The 19232-nt window shown below is 67.7% G+C and carries 13 protein-coding genes; 6 read left to right on the top strand and 7 right to left on the bottom strand.

Annotated elements, in window-relative coordinates; translation table 11 throughout:
• Positions 1–8: 8 nt before the first annotated feature.
• On the bottom strand, positions 9–1982 hold the full coding sequence (prpR, locus tag FHX60_RS06245; RefSeq protein ID WP_112777439.1) for a propionate catabolism operon regulatory protein PrpR: 1974 nt from the start codon (positions 1980–1982) through the stop codon (positions 9–11).
• A 281-nt stretch (positions 1983–2263) separates the two neighbouring features.
• Between prpR and prpB the strand changes: the two genes are divergently transcribed.
• The 5 genes from prpB (at position 2264) to FHX60_RS06220 (ending at position 9884) form a co-directional block, all read left to right on the top strand.
• Entirely contained in the window at positions 2264–3172 is a 909-nt protein-coding gene (prpB, locus tag FHX60_RS06240; protein ID WP_092318240.1) for a methylisocitrate lyase, read from the top strand.
• Positions 3173–3271: 99 nt separating this feature from the next.
• On the top strand, positions 3272–4429 hold the full coding sequence (gene prpC, locus FHX60_RS06235) for a bifunctional 2-methylcitrate synthase/citrate synthase (protein ID WP_183282767.1): 1158 nt from the start codon (positions 3272–3274) through the stop codon (positions 4427–4429).
• A gap of 123 nt (positions 4430–4552) precedes the next feature.
• Positions 4553–7165, top strand: a complete 2613-nt coding sequence (gene acnD, locus FHX60_RS06230) for a Fe/S-dependent 2-methylisocitrate dehydratase AcnD (RefSeq protein ID WP_183282766.1) — start codon at positions 4553–4555, stop codon at positions 7163–7165.
• Positions 7166–7282: 117 nt separating this feature from the next.
• Positions 7283–8473 (top strand): 2-methylaconitate cis-trans isomerase PrpF, encoded by a 1191-nt coding sequence (gene prpF / locus FHX60_RS06225; RefSeq protein ID WP_183282765.1) that lies wholly within the window; start codon positions 7283–7285, stop codon positions 8471–8473.
• Positions 8474–8759: 286 nt separating this feature from the next.
• Entirely contained in the window at positions 8760–9884 is a 1125-nt protein-coding gene (locus FHX60_RS06220) for an asparaginase (RefSeq protein ID WP_183282764.1), read from the top strand.
• A 99-nt stretch (positions 9885–9983) separates the two neighbouring features.
• Here FHX60_RS06220 and FHX60_RS06215 read toward each other — a convergent pair whose 3' ends face one another.
• Positions 9984–12011, bottom strand: a complete 2028-nt coding sequence (locus tag FHX60_RS06215) for a galactose oxidase early set domain-containing protein (protein WP_183282763.1) — start codon at positions 12009–12011, stop codon at positions 9984–9986.
• A gap of 475 nt (positions 12012–12486) precedes the next feature.
• The gene (locus FHX60_RS06210; protein WP_112774252.1) at positions 12487–12960 is read right to left on the bottom strand and encodes a PaaI family thioesterase; all 474 of its coding nucleotides are present in this window, start codon (positions 12958–12960) and stop codon (positions 12487–12489) included.
• A 167-nt stretch (positions 12961–13127) separates the two neighbouring features.
• Between FHX60_RS06210 and FHX60_RS06205 the strand changes: the two genes are divergently transcribed.
• On the top strand, positions 13128–13379 hold the full coding sequence (locus FHX60_RS06205; RefSeq protein ID WP_183282762.1) for a DUF1289 domain-containing protein: 252 nt from the start codon (positions 13128–13130) through the stop codon (positions 13377–13379).
• A 21-nt stretch (positions 13380–13400) separates the two neighbouring features.
• On the opposite strand, the gene FHX60_RS06200 is transcribed toward FHX60_RS06205, so the two are convergent.
• The 4 genes from FHX60_RS06200 to FHX60_RS06185 form a co-directional block, all read right to left on the bottom strand.
• Positions 13401–14120 carry an MOSC domain-containing protein gene (locus FHX60_RS06200; RefSeq protein WP_183282761.1) on the bottom strand — a complete coding sequence of 240 codons (720 nt, stop codon included), beginning with the start codon at positions 14118–14120 and terminating at the stop codon, positions 13401–13403.
• Positions 14117–14824, bottom strand: a complete 708-nt coding sequence (locus FHX60_RS06195) for a glutamine amidotransferase (RefSeq protein ID WP_183282760.1) — start codon at positions 14822–14824, stop codon at positions 14117–14119. Before FHX60_RS06195 ends, FHX60_RS06200 begins: the two co-directional genes overlap by 4 nt.
• 131 nt (positions 14825–14955) lie before the next feature.
• Complete coding sequence (locus FHX60_RS06190) at positions 14956–17415, bottom strand: penicillin acylase family protein (protein WP_183282759.1); 2460 nt, start codon at positions 17413–17415, stop codon at positions 14956–14958.
• A gap of 142 nt (positions 17416–17557) precedes the next feature.
• Complete coding sequence (locus FHX60_RS06185; protein ID WP_183282758.1) at positions 17558–18991, bottom strand: aldehyde dehydrogenase family protein; 1434 nt, start codon at positions 18989–18991, stop codon at positions 17558–17560.
• Positions 18992–19232 lie beyond the last annotated feature (241 nt).

The raw sequence follows: 19232 nt of genomic DNA, 5'->3' as shown, positions 1-19232 counted from the left end.
CGTCCGCGCTAGGCCGCCTTCAGCCGCCGCCACAGCGTGGTGGGGCTGATGCCGAGGATATGGCAGGCGGCGGTGCGGTCGCCGCCGCACTCCTCCAGCACGCGCCGGATATGGTCGACTTCGCTGGATTGCTTGACGCGCGCGAGCGAGCGGCGCGCCCGTGCGGCCGGCGCCGCCGCGGCGGCTTCGGCTCCGGCCCCGGGCGCAGTGGCAAGCGCGGCCTCGCCGAACAGCTCGGGCGCCGCGGATTGCAGTTCGCGCTGCAAGGCCTCGCCGTCCAGGCGCCGGCCGGCGACCAGCACCGCGATGCGTTCGGTCACGTTTTCCAGCTCGCGGATATTGCCGGGCCAGCGGTAGCGCGCCAGCCGCGCGCGCGCCGCCGCGGGCAGGCGCTGCGGGCGCTCCAGTCCCAGCCGGTCCTGCGCGCGGCGGTACAGCAGTTCGGCCAGCTCCGGCAGGTCTTCGGCGCGCTCGCGCAGCGGCGGCATGGCGATGCGCAGGATGTTGAGGCGGTAATACAGGTCCTGGCGGAAGCTGCCGTCGCGCACCATCGCGGCCAGGTCGCGGTGGGTGGCGGCGATCACGCGCACGTTCACCGGCACCGCGTCGAGCCCGCCGATCGGCAGCACCTGCTTTTCCTGCAGCACGCGCAGCAAGCGCGTCTGCAGCGCGGGCGGCATGTCGCCGACCTCGTCGAGAAACAGCGTGCCGTTGTGGGCCGACTCGAACAGGCCGGCCTTGCCGCCGCGGCGCGCGCCGGTGAAGGCGCCCTCTTCGTAGCCGAACAGCTCGCTTTCCAGCAGCGCCTCGGGGAAGGCGGCGCAGTTGACCGCGACGAACGGGAATGCGCGGCGCGGGCTGGCATCGTGCATGCCTTGCGCCAGCACCTCCTTGCCGGTACCGCTCTCGCCGCCGATCAGCACGGTCGAGTCCACCGCGGCGTAGCGCCGCGCCAGCTCGCGCAGCGCCGTCATCGCCGCCGAGGTGCCGGCCAGGTCGTCGAGGCTGTAGCGCACCGCCGCCGGCCGCGCGCGGCTGCGCGAGCGCAGGTTGCGGTCGACGCGCTGGATCGCGCTGGCGTCCTGGATGGTCAGCACCGCGCCGGTGGTGCCGGCCTCGCCCTGGATCGGAATGCGGTTGACCACCACCATCTTGTCGCCCAGCTTGTGGATCGCCTCGAGCTCCTTGTCGCCGGTCTGCATCACGCCTTCCAGCGCCAGGCTGGGCGCCAGCGTCTGCAGCTTGCGCCCGACCGCGGCGGCGGCCGAGGTGCCCAGGAAGCGCTCCATCGCCGGGTTGAACGACTGGATCCGCCCCTGTGCGTCGACCGCCGCCACGCCCTCGTTCAGGTGCGCCAGGATGGTGTTGACGTAGTCGCGCCGGGTAGCCTCGATGCGGCGCAGGCGCGCAGCCTCGATCGCGTCTTCCAGCGCCATGCGCACCGAGTTGCCGGAGTACAGGAACACCCCGGTCAGGCCATAGCGGTCGGCCAGGTCGGTCACCAGGCCGGGGCCCACCACCACCTGGATGCCCTCCTGCTTGAGCGCCTTCACGCGCGCCACGGCGTCGTCCTCGGTCAGGTAGGTGTAGGCCGGCACCGACAGCGAGAACGCGCGCACGAATTCATCGACCTCGGCATAGGTCGCCGCGTGCGTGACCAGCGCCACCCGCGGCGAGATCCGCCGCGCCGTGGCCAGTGCGCTCATCACGTCGAAGCCCGTGACCTTGACCAGCACCACCGGCACGTCGACATGCTGGCGCAGGTAGGCGCCGTTGGAGCCGCCGGCAACCACCACGTCGAGCCGGCCCTCGCGCACCTCGCGCGATACCGCGCTGGCGGCGGCCTCGAAACCCTTGCCGACGATGCGGAATTCGGCGCGGTCGGCATAGGCCGGAATCAGGTCGGCAAAGGCGCGCGCGAGGCGGCTGATGCCGATTGCCCAGATGCGCGGGCGGCCTTGCGTGGAAACGGGCGGAGCCATGATGCGGTGCGAAAGGAAAGTGGGATGAAAGGCGAGGGGAACAGGCGTACAGTGCTGTCACATTGTCCGCTACGCGGCCCGCGATTTCAACTTTGAATTCCAAGACAAGGGGTTTGGATTTCAAATGTGCGGAAATCCCGCCATGGAGGCCGCGACGAAACCCGCTGCCCTGCCCGCCAGCCCAATACTGGCAAGGGATGCCGGGGTTTCCCTGCCGCTTCCGCAAGGCCTGGCACATCCCTTGCATTATCCGGCTTGTCCTGTTCACCAACGCATACGCCATGACCTACTCCGCTTCCGACCTCGCGCGCTCCGCCGGCGCCCGTTTCCGCCAGGCGCTGGCCGACGAACATCCGCTGCAGGTGGTCGGCGCCATCAATGCCAACCACGCCTTGCTGGCCAAGCGTGCCGGTTACCGGGCCATCTACCTGTCCGGCGGCGGTGTCGCGGCCGGTTCGCTGGGCCTGCCCGACCTGGGCATCTCCAACCTGGACGACGTCCTGACCGACATCCGCCGCATCACCGACGTGTGCGACACGCCGCTGCTGGTCGACGTGGACACGGGTTTCGGCGCCTCGGCCTTCAACGTGGCCCGCACCACCAAGTCGCTGATCAAGTTCGGCGCCGCGGCCATGCATATCGAGGACCAGGTCGGCGCCAAGCGCTGCGGCCACCGTCCCAACAAGGAAATCGTCACCCAGGGTGAAATGGTCGACCGCATCAAAGCCGCGGTCGACGCCCGCACCGACGACAACTTCGTCATCATGGCCCGCACCGACGCGCTGGCCGTGGAAGGCCTGGACAAGGCGATCGAGCGCGCGGTGGCGTGCGTGGAAGCCGGCGCCGACGCGATCTTCCCGGAAGCCATGACCGACCTTGGCATGTACCGCAAATTCGTCGACGCGGTGAAGGTGCCGGTGCTGGCCAACATCACCGAATTCGGCGCCACGCCGCTGTTCACCACCGAGGAACTGGGCGGCGCCGGCGTGTCGATGGTGCTGTATCCGCTGTCGGCCTTCCGCGCCATGAACAAGGCCGCGGAAAACGTCTACGCGGCGATCCGCCGCGACGGCACGCAGAAGAACGTGGTCGATACCATGCAGACCCGCTCGGAGCTCTACGAGAGCATCGGCTACCATGCCTTCGAGCAGAAGCTCGACGCCCTGTTCGCGCAAGGCAAGGGCAAGTAAACGACCAGACTCAGGCGCGGCCGGGCCGGGGATATCCCCTCCCGGCCGCTTGCACGACCACAGACAGGCAACACCAGGCATCACATCAAGGAGACCCAGATGTCCGAAGCGCAACCGCTCGTCACTCCCAAGCCCAAGAAATCCGTCGCGCTGTCGGGCGTGACCGCCGGCAATACCGCCCTGTGCACCGTCGGCCGTACCGGCAACGACCTGCACTACCGTGGCTACGACATTCTCGATATCGCCGAGACCTGCGAGTTCGAGGAAATCGCCCACCTGCTGGTGCACGGCAAGCTGCCGACCAAGTCCGAGCTGTCCGCCTACAAGGCCAGGCTGAAGAGCCTGCGCGGCCTGCCGGCCAATGTGAAGGCGGCGCTGGAATGGGTGCCCGCCAGCGCGCACCCGATGGACGTGATGCGCACCGGCGTGTCGGTGCTCGGCACGGTGCTGCCGGAGAAGGAAGACCACAACACTCCGGGCGCGCGCGACATCGCCGACCGGCTGATGGCCAGCCTCGGCTCGATGCTGCTGTACTGGTACCACTACAGCCACAACGGCCGCCGCATCGAGGTGGAGACCGACGACGACTCGATCGGCGGCCACTTCCTGCACCTGCTGCACGGCGAGAAGCCGTCGGCGCTGTGGGAGCGCGCCATGAACACCTCGCTCAACCTGTATGCCGAGCACGAGTTCAACGCCTCGACCTTCACCGCGCGCGTGATCGCCGGCACGGGTTCCGACATGTACTCGTCGATTGCCGGCGCGATCGGCGCGCTGCGCGGCCCCAAGCACGGCGGCGCCAACGAGGTTGCGTTCGAGATCCAGAAGCGCTACGACAACCCGGACGAGGCCCAGGCCGACATCACCCGCCGCGTCGAGAACAAGGAAGTCGTGATCGGCTTCGGCCACCCGGTGTACACCACCGGCGACCCGCGCAACCAGGTGATCAAGGACGTCGCCAGGCGGCTGTCGAAGGACGCCGGCTCGATGAAGATGTTCGACATCGCCGAGCGGCTCGAAACCGTGATGTGGGACATCAAGAAGATGTTCCCCAACCTGGACTGGTTCAGCGCAGTCAGCTACCACATGATGGGCGTGCCCACCGCGATGTTCACGCCGCTGTTCGTGATCTCGCGCACCTCGGGCTGGGCCGCGCACATCATCGAGCAGCGCATCGACAACAAGATCATCCGCCCCAGCGCCAACTACACCGGGCCGGAGAACCTGAAGTTCGTGCCGATCAAGGATCGCAAGTAAGACCGGCTGCCGGATTGCCCTGCGTCGGGTTGCATTGAATCCGAGCCTGCGGGCAAAGGGGTAGTTGGTCGCCGACACGGGGCCACTACCCCTTTTTCATACTTATATCGATTTCCCTACACCATGAATTCTGCAAACCGCAAACCGCTACCGGGCACCAAGCTGGATTACTTCGACGCGCGCGCCGCAGTCGAGGCGATCCAGCCGGGTGCCTACGACAAGCTGCCGTACACGTCGCGCGTGCTGGCAGAAAACCTGGTGCGCCGCTGCGATCCCGCCACGCTGACGGATTCGCTGAAGCAGCTGATCGAGCGCAAGCGCGACCTCGACTTCCCGTGGTTCCCCGCGCGCGTGGTGTGCCACGACATCCTGGGCCAGACCGCGCTGGTGGACCTGGCCGGCCTGCGCGACGCCATTGCCGACCAGGGCGGCGACCCCGCCAAGGTCAACCCGGTGGTGCCGGTGCAGCTGATCGTCGACCACTCGCTGGCGGTGGAGTGCGGCGGCTTCGATCCCGATGCCTTCGCCAAGAACCGCGCCATCGAAGACCGGCGCAACGAAGACCGTTTCCACTTCATCGACTGGACTAAGAAGGCGTTCAAGAACGTCGACGTGATCCCGCCGGGCAACGGCATCATGCACCAGATCAACCTGGAGAAGATGTCGCCGGTGATCCACGCTGACCATGGCGTGACCTACCCCGATACCTGCGTCGGCACCGACAGCCACACGCCGCACGTCGATGCGCTGGGCGTGATCGCCATCGGCGTGGGCGGCCTGGAAGCCGAGAACGTGATGCTCGGCCGCGCCTCGTGGATGCGCCTGCCGGATATCGTCGGCGTGGAGCTGACCGGCAAGCGCCAGCCCGGCATCACCGCCACCGACATCGTGCTGGCGCTGACCGAATTCCTGCGCAAGGAAAAGGTGGTCGGCGCCTACCTGGAGTTCCGCGGCGAAGGCGCGTCGAGCCTGACGCTGGGCGACCGCGCCACCATCTCCAACATGGCCCCGGAATACGGCGCCACCGCGGCGATGTTCTTCATCGACGAGCAGACCATCGAGTACCTGCGCCTGACCGGCCGCACCGACGAGCAGCTCAAGCTGGTCGAGACCTACGCGAAAACCGCCGGCCTGTGGGCGGATTCGCTGAAGAATGCCGAATACGAACGCGTGCTGAAGTTCGACCTGTCGAGCGTGGTGCGCAACATGGCCGGCCCGTCGAACCCGCACAAGCGCCTGCCGACCTCGGCACTGGCCGAGCGTGGCATCGCCGTGGACCTGGACAAGGCTCGCGCGCAGGAGGCCGAAGGCCTGATGCCCGATGGCGCCGTGATCATCGCCGCCATCACCAGCTGCACCAACACCAGCAACCCGCGCAACGTGATCGCCGCCGCGCTGCTGGCGCGCAACGCCAACGCGCGCGGGCTGACGCGCAAGCCGTGGGTCAAGTCGTCGCTGGCGCCTGGCTCCAAGGCGGTCGAGCTGTACCTGGAAGAATCCAACCTGCTGCCCGACCTGGAAAAGCTCGGCTTCGGCATCGTCGCCTTTGCCTGCACCACCTGCAACGGCATGTCCGGCGCGCTCGACCCGAAGATCCAGCAGGAAATCATCGACCGCGACCTGTACGCCACCGCCGTGCTGTCCGGCAACCGCAACTTCGACGGCCGCATCCACCCGTACGCCAAGCAGGCCTTCCTGGCCTCGCCGCCGCTGGTGGTGGCCTACGCCATCGCCGGCACCATCCGCTTCGATATCGAGAAGGACGTGCTGGGCAACGACCAGGACGGCAAGCCGGTCTACCTGAAGGACATCTGGCCGACCGACGAAGAGATCGACGCCATCGTCAAGCAAAGCGTGAAGCCCGAGCAGTTCCGCAAGGTCTACGAGCCGATGTTCGCGCTGACCGCCGAGACCGGCGAGAGCGCCGCGCCGCTGTACGACTGGCGCCCGCAGAGCACCTATATCCGCCGCCCGCCGTACTGGGAAGGCGCGCTGGCCGGCGAGCGCACGCTGCAGGGCCTGCGTCCGCTGGCGGTGCTGGGCGACAACATCACCACCGACCACCTGTCGCCGTCCAACGCCATCCTGCTGAACAGCGCGGCCGGCGAGTACCTGGCCAAGATGGGCCTGCCGGAAGAGGACTTCAACTCGTACGCGACGCACCGGGGCGACCACCTGACGGCGCAGCGCGCCACCTTCGCCAACCCCACCCTGATCAATGAAATGGCCGTGGTCGACGGCCAGGTCAAGAAGGGTTCGCTGGCGCGCATCGAGCCGGAAGGCAAGGTGGTGCGCATGTGGGAAGCGATCGAGACCTACATGGACCGCAAGCAGCCGCTGATCATCATCGCCGGCGCGGACTATGGCCAGGGCTCGTCGCGCGACTGGGCCGCCAAGGGCGTGCGCCTGGCCGGCGTGGAAGCCATCGTCGCCGAAGGCTTCGAGCGCATCCACCGCACCAACCTGATCGGCATGGGCGTGCTGCCGCTGGAGTTCAAGCCCGGCGTGAACCGCTTGACGCTGGGGCTGGACGGCACCGAGACCTATGACGTGATCGGCGAACGCCAGCCGCGCGCGACGCTGACGCTGGTGGTGCATCGCAAGAACGGCGAGCGCGTGGAAGTGCCGGTGACCTGCCGTCTCGACAGCGACGAGGAAGTGTCGATCTACGAGGCTGGCGGAGTGCTGCAGCGGTTTGCGCAGGACTTCCTGGAGTCGAACAAGGCGGCGGCTTAACAGTTGCCGAGTGTTTACTCCCCTCTCCCGCTTGCGGGAGAGGGGAGAAATCACGGCCGCGCCTTGACTTCCAGGCCCTCACCAGGCCCGAAAGCCTAACCACGACTACACATTCCCATGGCCCACGTATCCCAGATCAAGATCCCCGCCACCTACATCCGTGGCGGCACCAGCAAGGGCGTGTTCTTCCGCCTGCAAGACCTGCCCGAGCGCGCCCAGGTGCCCGGCCCCGCGCGCGACGCGCTGCTGCTGCGCGTGATCGGCAGCCCCGATCCCTATGGCAAGCAGATCGACGGCATGGGCGCGGCCACCTCCAGCACCAGCAAGACCGTGATCCTGTCGAAGAGCACGCGTCCGGATCACGATGTCGACTACCTGTTCGGCCAGGTCTCGATCGACCAGCCCTTTGTCGACTGGAGCGGCAATTGCGGCAACCTGTCGGCCGCGGTCGGCCCGTTCGCCGTCAGCGCCGGCCTGGTCGACCCGAGCCGCATTCCGCAGAACGGCGTGGCCGTGGTGCGCATCTGGCAGGCCAATATCGGCAAGACCATCATCGGCCATGTGCCCATCACCAACGGCGCGGTGCAGGAAACCGGTGACTTCGAACTCGACGGCGTGACCTTCCCGGCCGCCGAAGTCCAGCTCGAGTTCATGGACCCGGCCGCCGATGAAGAGGGGGCCGGCGGCGCGATGTTCCCGACCGGCAATGTCGTCGATGACCTGGAGGTGCCGGGGGTCGGCACGCTCAAGGCGACCATGATCAACGCCGGCATCCCGACCATCTTCGTCAACGCCGAGAGCATCGGCTACACCGGCACCGAGCTGCAGGACGTCATCAACAGCGACACCAGGGCGCTGGCGATGTTCGAGACCATCCGCGCCCATGGCGCGCTGCGCATGGGGCTGATCCAGGACATCGACGAGGCGGCCCGGCGCCAGCACACGCCCAAGGTCGCCTTCGTGGCCAGGCCGGTGGACTACACCGCCTCCAGCGGCAAGCAGGTGGCCGCGGCCGACGTCGACCTGCTGGTGCGCGCGCTGTCGATGGGCAAGCTGCACCATGCCATGATGGGCACGGCGGCAGTGGCAATCGGCACCGCGGCGGCCATCCCCGGCACGCTGGTCAACCTGGCGGCCGGCGGCGGCGAACGCAACGCGGTCCGGTTCGGGCATCCGTCCGGCACGCTGCGCGTCGGCGCCGAGGCGCAGCTGGTCGATGGGGAATGGGTGGTCAGGAAGGCCATCATGAGCCGCAGCGCGCGCGTGCTGATGGAAGGCTGGGTGCGCGTGCCCGGCGACGCGTTCTGAGCTGGCAAGCGCAAGGCCCGCGCCGGCCAGCCGGGCCTCGCCAAAGTATGCGCCTGGAGTTATGGCGGCGGCGGTTTCATGCCGAATCGGCATAACCCTTGCGCCGCCCTTCCAACGCGAATTTCTCCTCACGTATAGTCTCTGCCGCTGCCCGCGCCGGGTTCTGCACCACAGTCCCGGCCGCGGGCAGCCACCGACTGAACACGGACGGCACCATTCCACCCATAAGGTATGTCGTGCCGCTTCCAGTACGGGCCACACGTTCGTATAGATACCGAGGAGAAACATGAAACATTCCGCCCGCGTCACCACGCTGGCCGCTGCCCTGCTGTCGGCGAGCCTGATCACCGGCGCTGCCCACGCTCAGCTCGCGCCCGCGGCCCAGCCTGCCGCCGCCGCTGCCACGGCCCCGGCCGAAGCCCGCAAGGCCAACATCGTCATCATCGGCACCGGCGGCACCATTGCCGGCGCCGGCGCCGCGGCGACCAACACCGCCGCCTACCAGTCCGCCGTGGTCCCGGTCGACAAGATCATCGCCTCGGTGCCGGAAGTCTCCAAGGTTGCCAACGTCAAGGGCGAGCAGATCTTCCAGATCGGTTCGGAGAGCTTCAACAACGAACGCCTGCTCAAGCTCGCCAAGCGCGTGTCGGAATTGCTCAAGCAGCCTGATGTCGACGGCATCGTGATCACGCATGGCACCGACACCATCGAGGAAACCGCTTATTTCCTCAACCTGACGCTGAAGAGCGACAAGCCGGTGGTGGTGGTGGGCTCGATGCGCCCGGGCACCGCGCTGGGTGCAGACGGTGCGCTGAACCTCTACGACGCGGTGCTGGTCGCCGCCAACCCGGCGTCCAAGGGCAAGGGCACGCTGGCGGTGCTGAACGACGAGATCCACACCGGCCGCGACGTCTCCAAGACCAACACCTTCAAGACCGAGACCTTCCGCTCGCCTTTCGGCCCGCTGGGCTATGTGGTCGAAGGCCGCACACTGTTCTACCGCCTGCCGGCGCGTCCGCACACGCTGCAGACGCAGTGGGACATCGACAAGATCGACAAGCTGCCCGAGGTGGCGGTGGTCTATGCCTACGGCAACGCCAACCCGGCCGCGGTCGAGGCGGCGGTGAAGAGCGGCGCCAAGGCCATCATCTATGCCGCCACCGGCAACGGCAGCGTCGGCGACTACATGGTCGAGCCGCTCAAGGCCGCGCGCGCCAAGGGCGTGCAGATCGTGCGCGCGTCGCGCACCGGCAGCGGCGTGGTGGTGCGCAACGCCGAGCAGCCGGACGACAAGTACGACTGGATCGTCACCGACGACCAGCTGCCGCAGAAGGCGCGCATCCTGATGGCGCTGGCGCTGACGCAGACCAACGACAGCAAGGCGCTGCAGCAGGTGTTCTGGAAGTACTGATCCAGGACAGCACCGAGGTCGTCCAGCGCCATCTCCAGGCCGATCCCGGAACTCAGGCGCTTCCCGACCCGCGGCGGGGCCGGGAAGCCGAGGGCGCCATCAATCCGGCTCAGGGTCGCTCATAAGCTTGAGCACCAGGTGCCGGCCGTCGCTGACCGCACCGTTCCTGCCGACGACGTAAAGCAGGTAATCGCCGGCGATCGCCAGTCCCGGCAGCGGCGGCGCGGTGACCTCGAGCTTGCCGCCTTGCTGCGCGAACGGCAGCTTCACGTACTGGTTGCCCCAGGTCCAGTTGTGCGTGATCGGGCCGGTGCGGATCATCGTTACCGATGCCACCTCGGTGCCGGACACTTCCAGCTTGAACTTGTTGCCGTGGCGGATGCTGGCCGGCGCATTGTCGATGACCGGCTTCGCACCCTTGAAGAAGTAAGGCGGCTTGTACTGCTCGATCACCGGGACGGCGGCATCCCGCTGCGCCTGCGTCTGCGGCGATCCCGGAATCAGGTTGACGCGGTTGCCGCCCATGACCCAGACCGCCCCATTGGGCATCAGCAACGCCGTGGAGTGATCGTGCCTTGGCACGGGAGACGACACCAGATCGGTGCGGCTGCCGTCCGCCGGATTGAACATCTGATAGCGCAGGCTGTTGGTGCGTCCGCTCGCGCCACCAACCACCAGCAGCTTCCCGTCCGGCAGGGCCACCACGTTGTTCTGCGTGGCCGGCTGGATAAGGCTGGCAAGCGGCCTCCATTTCGGCGTCGCGCTGGAAAAATCGATCGTTTCCGCGACCGCCGAGTCAGGCGTGTCGCCCCCGCTCGAGCCGCCGAACAGGAAGACCTCCTGCGACCAGGTGCCGTCCGCGCGAATCGTCACCATCAGCACGCCGGCGCCGCTGTCGTGACCGTTCTGGGCGGTGTCGACAAAGGTCCAGTGATTCTGCGCGCGCGTGGCGATCAGCGGATCGGCGAGCGCGCCCTGGACGTCGAGCAGATAGGTATTGCCGCTGTAGAAGAACGGGTCGTATCCACCGATATTGAGGCCGCCCGGCTGGCCCGGGAGCGGCGGCACCACCTCGGCCGTGACCGCAACCTTCCAGTCCTTCTCGTTCGGGCCGGTCTGGACGACAAAGGCGCGCGGATACATCGGCAACTGCTTCCACGCGTTTTCCAGGGCCACCGTCGTGTCGGTCTTGGGGTCGTAGACTTCCGGCACGCCCTGTCGCACCTTGGTGCTGCCGGCGTTGGCCGGCCCTACGCTGGTGTCCTGGTCGGAGCCGGACAGCACCAGGATCCTGCCGTCCGGCAAGGTCACCGCGGTCGGGTACCAGCGCTGGTATTTCAGGTCTGACGGGGTCGGCGGATCGGTGTTGTTCTCGTTGAGCGGATCGCAGTGAGACAGCACGCCGGTCGGATCCATTTCATAGCCGATTCTGACGCATGGCATCGGCCTTGGTACCCATGCCTCGGTTTTCGGATCGAAGATATTGACCTTCCTGCCGCCGTTGTTGCCGCCCTTGTCATGCAGCCCGACCACGTAGATCCGTCCATCCACGCCGGACACATGCCCATTGCAGAACAGGTTATAGCCCAGCCCCCTGGAAAAGCCGGCATCCGTGAAGAACCGGTCGGTGCTGCTGATGTCCGCGCTGGTCAGGTCGGCGATCGCGTTCTTGGTGAACACGCCGGTATCGATCATCGACTGCAGTCCGCACACATCCAGCAGCTGCGCGTTTTCGCGCTCGAGGTCCGGGCCGTAGCGGGACCAGCCGCTCTCGTCGAGCTGGCCAAGGCCGAACCCGCCCTGCACCAGTTCGATGTATTTCTGGTTGAATCCCGGAAATACATTGCTGCCGGGAACCGGCGCGTTGAGATAATGTTTTGGTTTATATTCCGACGGCCGCATCCAGACCAGCATGTTGGGGCAGGTCGAATATTTCTTGTTCCATATCAGCGTTGCATGGATAAAATCCTTGTGAGCCGGAACCAGGCCGCTCTTTTCTCCACATACCGCCGGACCGGCTTCGGGACACTCGACGGCCGCCCGCGCTGGGCCTGCCGGCACGACGACCAGCCATAGCGAGCACGTGCCCGCCACTGCCGCCGCGAAAGTTTTTTGCACGGTCTTCATGCCACACCTCCTCCAAGACCCATTGCCCCGAAGACCCGGATTTTTTCAATTTTTTTGGCTTTTCTTTAAATGCATAAATGTTGGTGGCGCGCAGCCTTGCACCGTTTTTTTTGCATGTCCGGTGGTGAGCATAAAATCAGTTTAGGCAGCGTTGTGGCGCGCTGATGCCCAGCGGATGCAGCTATGGTCGTGCAAGTATGTGACCCACCGTACAGACGTGATGCGTGACATCTGCCTGTCTGGTCGCCGGGTCAGCGCGATCGACGAAGATGCCCGACTCATGGCGGCGTGGAATTTTTTTCGGTTCAGGCGGGATATGGTTCCGGCCGCGTTTGCAGCGAGCCCAGGCGAAAGCGAATCCTGGCAACTGCCAGCAGATCGCGCCAGTTCCACTGGCGCGCCTGGGTGTGAGGGGGAATTTCTGGCGGTTAATTGCGTTAATAGGATCGGACCGCACGGGCTCCAGCGCCCCGGCTCAGAACATGGCGCTGCTCATCAAGGCCCTGGCGACCAGCACGCCCTCGTCGGGCGCTTCGGCGTACACCGAGACATCCGTCACCACCTGCCGGCGGCCACGCCGGGCCACCGACGCCACCGCCCGCAGCGCGGCCCCTTGTGCCGGCGCCAGATACTGGATCGACAGCGAACCGGTCGCTCCGCCTTTCACGTCGTCGGCACTTGCGCCAGACGCCGCCGCGGCCGCGCCGGCGATGTCGATCAGCGTGGCAATGACACCGCCGTGCACGATGCTGCCGTGGGTCACGTTGGTCGGCAGGAACGGCATCTCCAGTTCGACATGGTCCGGTGCCAGGCTTGCCAGCCGCACGCCGAGGGCGCGCGCCACGGGAGATCCCAGCAGCACGTTATCGACCATGGCGCGCATGCGCGGGTCGACGCCGGCTGGGCGGCGGTCTTGGGAAAGTGGCACGGCGGCGATGGTCTGGGGCATGGCTGGACTCCTGAAAAGGCGCGATTCCTGTCGCAGCGTAATGGCGCCCGCGGCATGGCTCAATGACGTCCGAGGTAATCCCCGCCCCCACGGCACGCCTTTGGCCGGGCTGCCGCCGCGCTCCCGATATAATGGGCGGCCGTTTTACCCTCCGCCCTGCCACCACCATGCCGTCACCTTCCGAATCCGCCCCGCTCCGCCCCCAACCGGACCACGGCACCACGGATTCCACGCTGTCCGAGCGCCCGGACAGCCCCTGCATCGGCATCTGTTCGACCTTGTTCGACGAGGTGTGCCAGGGCTGCGGCCGCACCGCGGCCGAGGTCAGCAACTGGGTATTTTTCAGCGACGACGAAAAGCAGCAGGTGTGGGAACGCATCACGCGCGAAGGCACCGGCAAGCGATTCCGCCAGGGCTGAGCCGCGCGCACCCGTAGCCCGTCATTCTCCAGACAGGCGCCGCTCCATCGCTTCGACTTCGCGCCGTTCCAGCCGCTGCCGCGCCAGCTTGCGCCAGCTCTCGGCCAGCGGCGCCAGCGCGGCCATTTCCTCCAGCGCGGCATAGTCGAGCCGGTCGACATACAGCACCCGCAGCAGATGGTGCAACGACCATCCGGGACAGGGCCGCGCCACCAGGTCGAGCATATCGCCCGCGGCGACCTCGCCGGTTTCCAGTACGCGGTAGTACCAGCCGGTGCGCAGGCTCTGCTGCACGGCGCGCGACATGCCCGCGTAGCCGAAGCGGTGATTGAGCTTCCAGCACGGCTGGCGCGCCTGCGACACCTCGACCAGGGCCGTGCCCAGGCGGAAGCGGTCGCCGATGCAGACGTCGGCTTCGGTCAGGCCCGTGGTGCTCAGGTTCTCGCCGAAGGCGCCAGGCGTGTCGAGGACGCCGTCGGCTGACGCGCCCTGTTCCCGCAGCGCCAGAAGCCACGCCGGGTAGTGGTCGAAGGCATAGTGGTGCAGCGCCTTTTCCGGGCCGCCGTGGTGCCGCGGATCGCCCTGCCCGTCGCCCACCAGCCCGGTCGTGGTCACGCGCAGGCGCGCGCGCGTTGCGGCCTTGGCAATGCCGCTGGGTACGCCCTTGGGGCCGAACGGGCGCACCGCGCCGGTCAGTACCGCAGCGACCGGCACGCGCAGGATGGATGCGGCCTCGCTCATAGTCCGGCCTGCTCCAGCCAGCGCGCGAACATGCGCTCCCCTGCCGCCGCCACGGTGGCGCCGACGCGTGCGGTGCGCGCGCGGATGGTGCGCGGATCGATGCCGGCCTTGCCCAGTTCGACGGTATGGCCAATCAGCCAGGCCTCGATATCGCCCGGCATGACTTCGGGGTGAAACTGCAGCGCCAGCACCTGGTTGCCGATGGCATAAGCCTGGTTCGGTACCGCCGCGGTTGAAGCCAGCAGCTGCGCGCCGGCGGGCAGGTCGAAGGTGTCGCCGTGCCAGTGCAGGACTTCCCATTGCGCCGCGGCCAGCTCGGCCAGCGCCGAATCATGTCCGGCCGGCGTCGGCGTGATCGGCGCCCAGCCGATCTCGCGGGGGCCGGGGTAGACCCTGGCACCGGCGGCGCGCGCAATCAGCTGCGCGCCCAGGCAGACGCCGATGAGCTTGCCGCCGGCGGCCAGGCGCTGCCGGATCAGCGCGATTTCCGCCTCCAGCCACGGATAGGCGTCGGTCTCGTAGACCCCGATCGGACCGCCGAGCACCAGCAGCAGGTCGGCCGGCTCGCTGGCGATGGGGCCAAGGTCGTCGACGCCGGCCTGGAACACCCGCAGCGTGTGCCCGCGCGCGCGCAGGGCGTTGCCGATCACGCCCGCGTGCTCGAAGGCGACATGCTGGATCACATGGGTGGTACGCGTTGTCATCAGGGGCTCCTGCCGGAAGTGAGGGAGAGAAAGGCCCTCATGTTAGCGTCTGTCGCCGACTGCCGGTGGACGACCCAGGCATGACCCCGCCAGTTTGAGAACCTTCCCGGCGAGGCATGCCGCGGCCCGCGCTATTTTGTCGCAGGCGCCAGCACCAGGGCGTCCGCCGCGCCTTGCGCACCAGCGGCTGCCGCCGGCGGCATGGTGATGTACTCCACCGCCGCCCACTTGCCGATCCAGTCACGGTAGCGCGGCAGCAGCGCATTGCCGGACTGCCCGGTGGAGTCCATGAAGCGCGACGCCGCCAGGTCCGACAGGTCATAGAGCGCGCGCACGCTGGCCGCATGGGTGTTTTCGAACGGCGCCTTGTCGTCGCGCAGGTTGTGCCGGCCGACGTTGACCGTATAGGTGTCGCCGCCGGTCGGCACGCGCAGGCTGAACAGCGGCGCCAGGTAGCCGACCTTGCCGAACGGCCGGTGCTCCAGCCGCGCGGCGTGGGCCTCGCCCCAGCGCCAGCGCGTGGGATCGTCGCCATAGCGGCGCGACAAGTCCGCGATGGCTTGGGTCCAGGCATCGGCCACGGCATCGTCGCAGCTCTCGGCCGGGCCGGTATGGGGACGGTCGCACCAGAACGCGCCCAGCTTGCGCGGATCGCGCAGGATGTTGAGCATGGGCTGCTGCACGTTGCGCTGGTCCCACAGGCGCACGAAGATTGCCTCGCCGGTTTTCTCCTCGAACAGCCGGCGCGACAGCTCGCGCAGCCATGCAGTGACCACCAGCGGCTCGGCGCGCGCGGCGTCCATGGTGCCGTCCCACCGGCGCAATGCCTCCAGCAAGGCGCGTTCGCGTGCCGGGCGCGCGGCATCGCGGCTGACCGGCGCGGCCAGCAGCAGCGGCAGGACATCGCGCACCGCCAGCGAGACCACGTCCTTCTGGATTGCGGCGAAGCTGTCGAACGTGTGCTTGGGCGTGGCCGCGAGCAGCGTGCGGATGCGGTCGAAGCGATACGGCACGGTCCATTCGCTGGTGATGAAGTACGGGTAGTCGGGCGCGACGATGCGCTGGTTGGCCGTCACGATCACGCCGCCGGCGGGGTTGTACTGGTGCGGCAGCGCCTCGAACGGGATAAAGCCGGTCCAGTCGTAGCGCGCATCCCAGCCGGGCGCCGGGGCCAGGCCCTTGAGGTCGTTGTCGGCGCGGCGCAGCGGCACGCGGCCCGGCGCATAGAAGCCGATATTGCCGTCGACGTCGGCATAGACGATGTTCTGCTGCGGCGAGTGGAAGTCGCGCAGCGCGTCGGTGAAGCTGTTCCAGTCGCGCGCCTGGTTCAGTCGCAGCCCCGCCAGGAAGGTGCGGTCGTCCGGTCGCAGCGCGGTCCACTGGAATGCCACCACATATTGCGCGCCCAGCGGCGCCGCGGCGCTGGCGAGCGACTCGGCCACATCCGAAATCACCGGCCCGTGGCGCGTGCTGCGGACCTTCAGCGTCACCTCGGCGGCGCCCTTGACGCGGATGGTCTCGGTGCGGGTCTCGAACGCGGCCCAGCCCTGCGGCGTCTGGTACTGGGTGTCGTTGCCCGGTCGCACGCGCTCGAGATACAGGTCCTGCACGTCGGGCGCGGTATTGGTCAGTCCCCAGGCGATGCGGTCGTTGTGCCCCAGCACCACCAGCGGCATGCCGGGCAGCGTGGCGCCGGCAACCTCGAGCCCGGGCGCGCTCAGGCGCGCGAAGTACCACAGCGCCGGCGCCTGCAGCCCCAGGTGCGGGTCGTTGGCCAGCATCGGCTTGCCCGATTGGGTGTGCGCGCCCGACACCACCCAGTTGTTGGAGCCCATGCCCTCGACGTAGCCCGGCGGCGCCTGGTCGCCCACGCTGGCCATCGCGCTCGCCAGCGGCGCCAGTTGCCGGTACAGATGGCCATAGTCCATGGTGCGTACCGGCTGCTCGCCCGGATACGGCGCCAGCAGTTCGCTGATGCGGGCCACCGGCAGCACCTGCGCCAGCCGCATGCGCAGCGTCTCCTGGACCCAGTTGCCGCCCAGGTCCCATGCCATCATGGTCTGCCAGCCCAGCGTGTCGGCCGGTTCCCAGCGCTCCGGCCGGGTGCGCAGCAGCAGGAACTCCGGCGGCAGCGGGCCTTTGCGCTGGTCGATCCATGCATTGACGCCGTCGGCATAGGCCTGCAGCGCCGCGCGCGCCTCGGGCGACGCCTGCGCGAAAATGGCCTCGGCGTTGCGCCGCACGCCCAGCGTGCGCAGGAACTTGTCGTTATCGACGGCGGACGGGCCCAGGATTTCCGCGAGCCGGCCCGCGACGATGCGCTTGTTCATCTGCATCTGCCACAGGCGGTCCTGCGCGTGCACGTATCCCAGCGCGAACCACGCATCGGCCTTGCTGGCGGCGCGGATATGCGGCACGCCGTGGCTGTCGCGCACGACCGTGACCGGTTCGCTCAACCCCGCCAGCACCTCGTTGCCCGACACCGGCGGCTGTGCCGCATGGCGATACCAGACCAGCGCGCCCGCCGCCCCGGCCACCGCCAGCCCCAGCAGCACCGCCAGCCACCTGGTCAGCCGACCGAACCCGCGCATCGTTGTTCCCCCTTTGTCGTTGTCATGTTGTTCCGCGCACTGTCGCGCATTATCCGCGCATTTTCCACGTATTCCGCGCACGAAAAAATGCCCGGACCAGCCGGGCATTTCCACGCTCCTGTACTGCCTGCGTGCGGGGCCGTCAGGCGGCGGGCTTCTTCAGCTGCAGCGACTTGTACTCGAGGAATTCCTCCAGCCCGTACTTGCCGGCTTCGCGGCCATTGCCGGACTGCTTGTAGCCGCCGAACGGCGCCTGCATGTTGAACGGCCCGCCGTTGATATCGACCTGGCCGGTGCGGATGCGGCGCGCCACGCGGACCGCGCGCGCCTCGTCGCCGGACCAGACCCCGCCGCCCAGGCCGTAGATGCTGTCGTTGGCGATGCGCACCGCGTCTTCCTCGGTGTCATAGCAGATGATCGACAGCACCGGCCCGAAGATCTCTTCCTGCGCCACCGTCGCGCGCGGCTCGACGTTGCCGAGCACGGTCGGCTTGACGTAGAAGCCCTGCTCCAGCCCTTCCGGTGTCTCCGGGCCGCCGGCCACCAGCTCGGCGCCCTCTTCCAGGCCGCGGCGGATATAGCCGGTCACGCGGTCCTTCTGCACCGCGGAGATCAGCGGGCCCAGCTTGCTGGTTTCCTGCAGCGGATCGCCCACGGTAAAACCGGCGACCACCTTCTGCGCGATCGCCTTGACTTCGTCATAGCGGGCGCGCGGCACCAGCATGCGCGTGTGCGCCGAGCAGGTCTGGCCGGAGTTGAGGAAGCAGGCACTGATGGTGCCCTTTACCGCCGCCGGCAGGTCGGCATCGTCCAGGATCACCGAGGCCGACTTGCCGCCCAGTTCCAGCGCGACGCGCTTGACGGTCTGCGCGGCCAGCTCGGACACGCGCTTGCCGGCGCGGGTCGAGCCGGTGAACGACACCATGTCGACTTCCGGATGGCTGGCCAGCACCTCGCCCACCACCGGGCCATAACCGGTCACCAGGTTGAACACGCCCGGCGGCAGGCCCGCGGCCTCGATCACTTCGGCCAGCACGAAGGCATTGAGGGGCGCCACCTCGGAGGGCTTGAGCACCACGGTGCAGCCCGCGGCCAGCGCCGGCGCCACCTTCAGCGTGATCTGGTTGAGCGGATAGTTCCACGGCGTGATCGCGCCGACCACGCCCACCGGCTCGCGCACCACCAGCGAATTGCCGACTTCTTCCTCGAAGTGAAAGCCTTCCAGCAGCCTGGCGGCCTGGCCCCAGTTGTAGACCGGGCCGCCTACCTGGATCGCGCGCGCCAGCTTGATCGGCATGCCGACTTCGCCGGCGATCAGCTGCGCCAGTTCTTCGCTGCGCGCCTTCAGCCCTTCGGCGATCCGGGCGATATAGTCGGCCCGCACTGCCGGCGGCGTTGCCGACCAGCCGTCGAAGGCCGCGCGCGCCGCCTGGATGGCATCTTCGGCGTCGCGGGCCGAGCCTTCCGGAATGGTCCCCATCACCGCTTCGGTGGCGGAATGGATGACATCGATCTTGCCGTTGCCGTGGGGCGCGACCCACTTGCCGTTAATAAAGAGTTTGTCTCGTTGTTGCATGGCCACAGTTCTCGGTTTGGTGAATTGGCGATTGCAATTTTTTGTTACTTTTATGGTGCAGGCACATTGTAGAGCGGATTCCGGCCCATGTTATGGCGCTGGGGGAAATGGCGCCGGCTGCGCCTGCCGCTCCGCACAAGAACCTGGCGATAATCGGCCGCGGGTGACAGACGGGAGACACGCGAGGCGTGGACGGGGGAGACTCGCCACGGCGCGCGCACATAACAAAAAAGGGGGCGAG

This window comes from Cupriavidus alkaliphilus, assembly GCF_014191175.1.
GTDB classification, from domain to species: Bacteria; Pseudomonadota; Gammaproteobacteria; order Burkholderiales; family Burkholderiaceae; genus Cupriavidus; species Cupriavidus alkaliphilus.
Note: the sequence above shows the minus strand (reverse complement) of the source record. Positions and strands in the feature narration are given on the sequence as shown.

Excerpts from the sequence above, each read along its gene's own strand:
- prpR (WP_112777439.1), bottom strand. The coding sequence starts at position 1,982 with ATGGCTCCGCCCGTTTCCACGCAAGGCCGCCCGCGCATCTGGGCAATC.
- prpB (WP_092318240.1), top strand. The coding sequence starts at position 2,264 with ATGACCTACTCCGCTTCCGACCTCGCGCGCTCCGCCGGCGCCCGTTTC.
- prpC (WP_183282767.1), top strand. The coding sequence starts at position 3,272 with ATGTCCGAAGCGCAACCGCTCGTCACTCCCAAGCCCAAGAAATCCGTC.
- acnD (WP_183282766.1), top strand. The coding sequence starts at position 4,553 with ATGAATTCTGCAAACCGCAAACCGCTACCGGGCACCAAGCTGGATTAC.
- prpF (WP_183282765.1), top strand. The coding sequence starts at position 7,283 with ATGGCCCACGTATCCCAGATCAAGATCCCCGCCACCTACATCCGTGGC.
- FHX60_RS06220 (WP_183282764.1), top strand. The coding sequence starts at position 8,760 with ATGAAACATTCCGCCCGCGTCACCACGCTGGCCGCTGCCCTGCTGTCG.
- FHX60_RS06215 (WP_183282763.1), bottom strand. The coding sequence starts at position 12,011 with ATGAAGACCGTGCAAAAAACTTTCGCGGCGGCAGTGGCGGGCACGTGC.
- FHX60_RS06210 (WP_112774252.1), bottom strand. The coding sequence starts at position 12,960 with ATGCCCCAGACCATCGCCGCCGTGCCACTTTCCCAAGACCGCCGCCCA.
- FHX60_RS06205 (WP_183282762.1), top strand. The coding sequence starts at position 13,128 with ATGCCGTCACCTTCCGAATCCGCCCCGCTCCGCCCCCAACCGGACCAC.
- FHX60_RS06200 (WP_183282761.1), bottom strand. The coding sequence starts at position 14,120 with ATGAGCGAGGCCGCATCCATCCTGCGCGTGCCGGTCGCTGCGGTACTG.
- FHX60_RS06195 (WP_183282760.1), bottom strand. The coding sequence starts at position 14,824 with ATGACAACGCGTACCACCCATGTGATCCAGCATGTCGCCTTCGAGCAC.
- FHX60_RS06190 (WP_183282759.1), bottom strand. The coding sequence starts at position 17,415 with ATGCGCGGGTTCGGTCGGCTGACCAGGTGGCTGGCGGTGCTGCTGGGG.
- FHX60_RS06185 (WP_183282758.1), bottom strand. The coding sequence starts at position 18,991 with ATGCAACAACGAGACAAACTCTTTATTAACGGCAAGTGGGTCGCGCCC.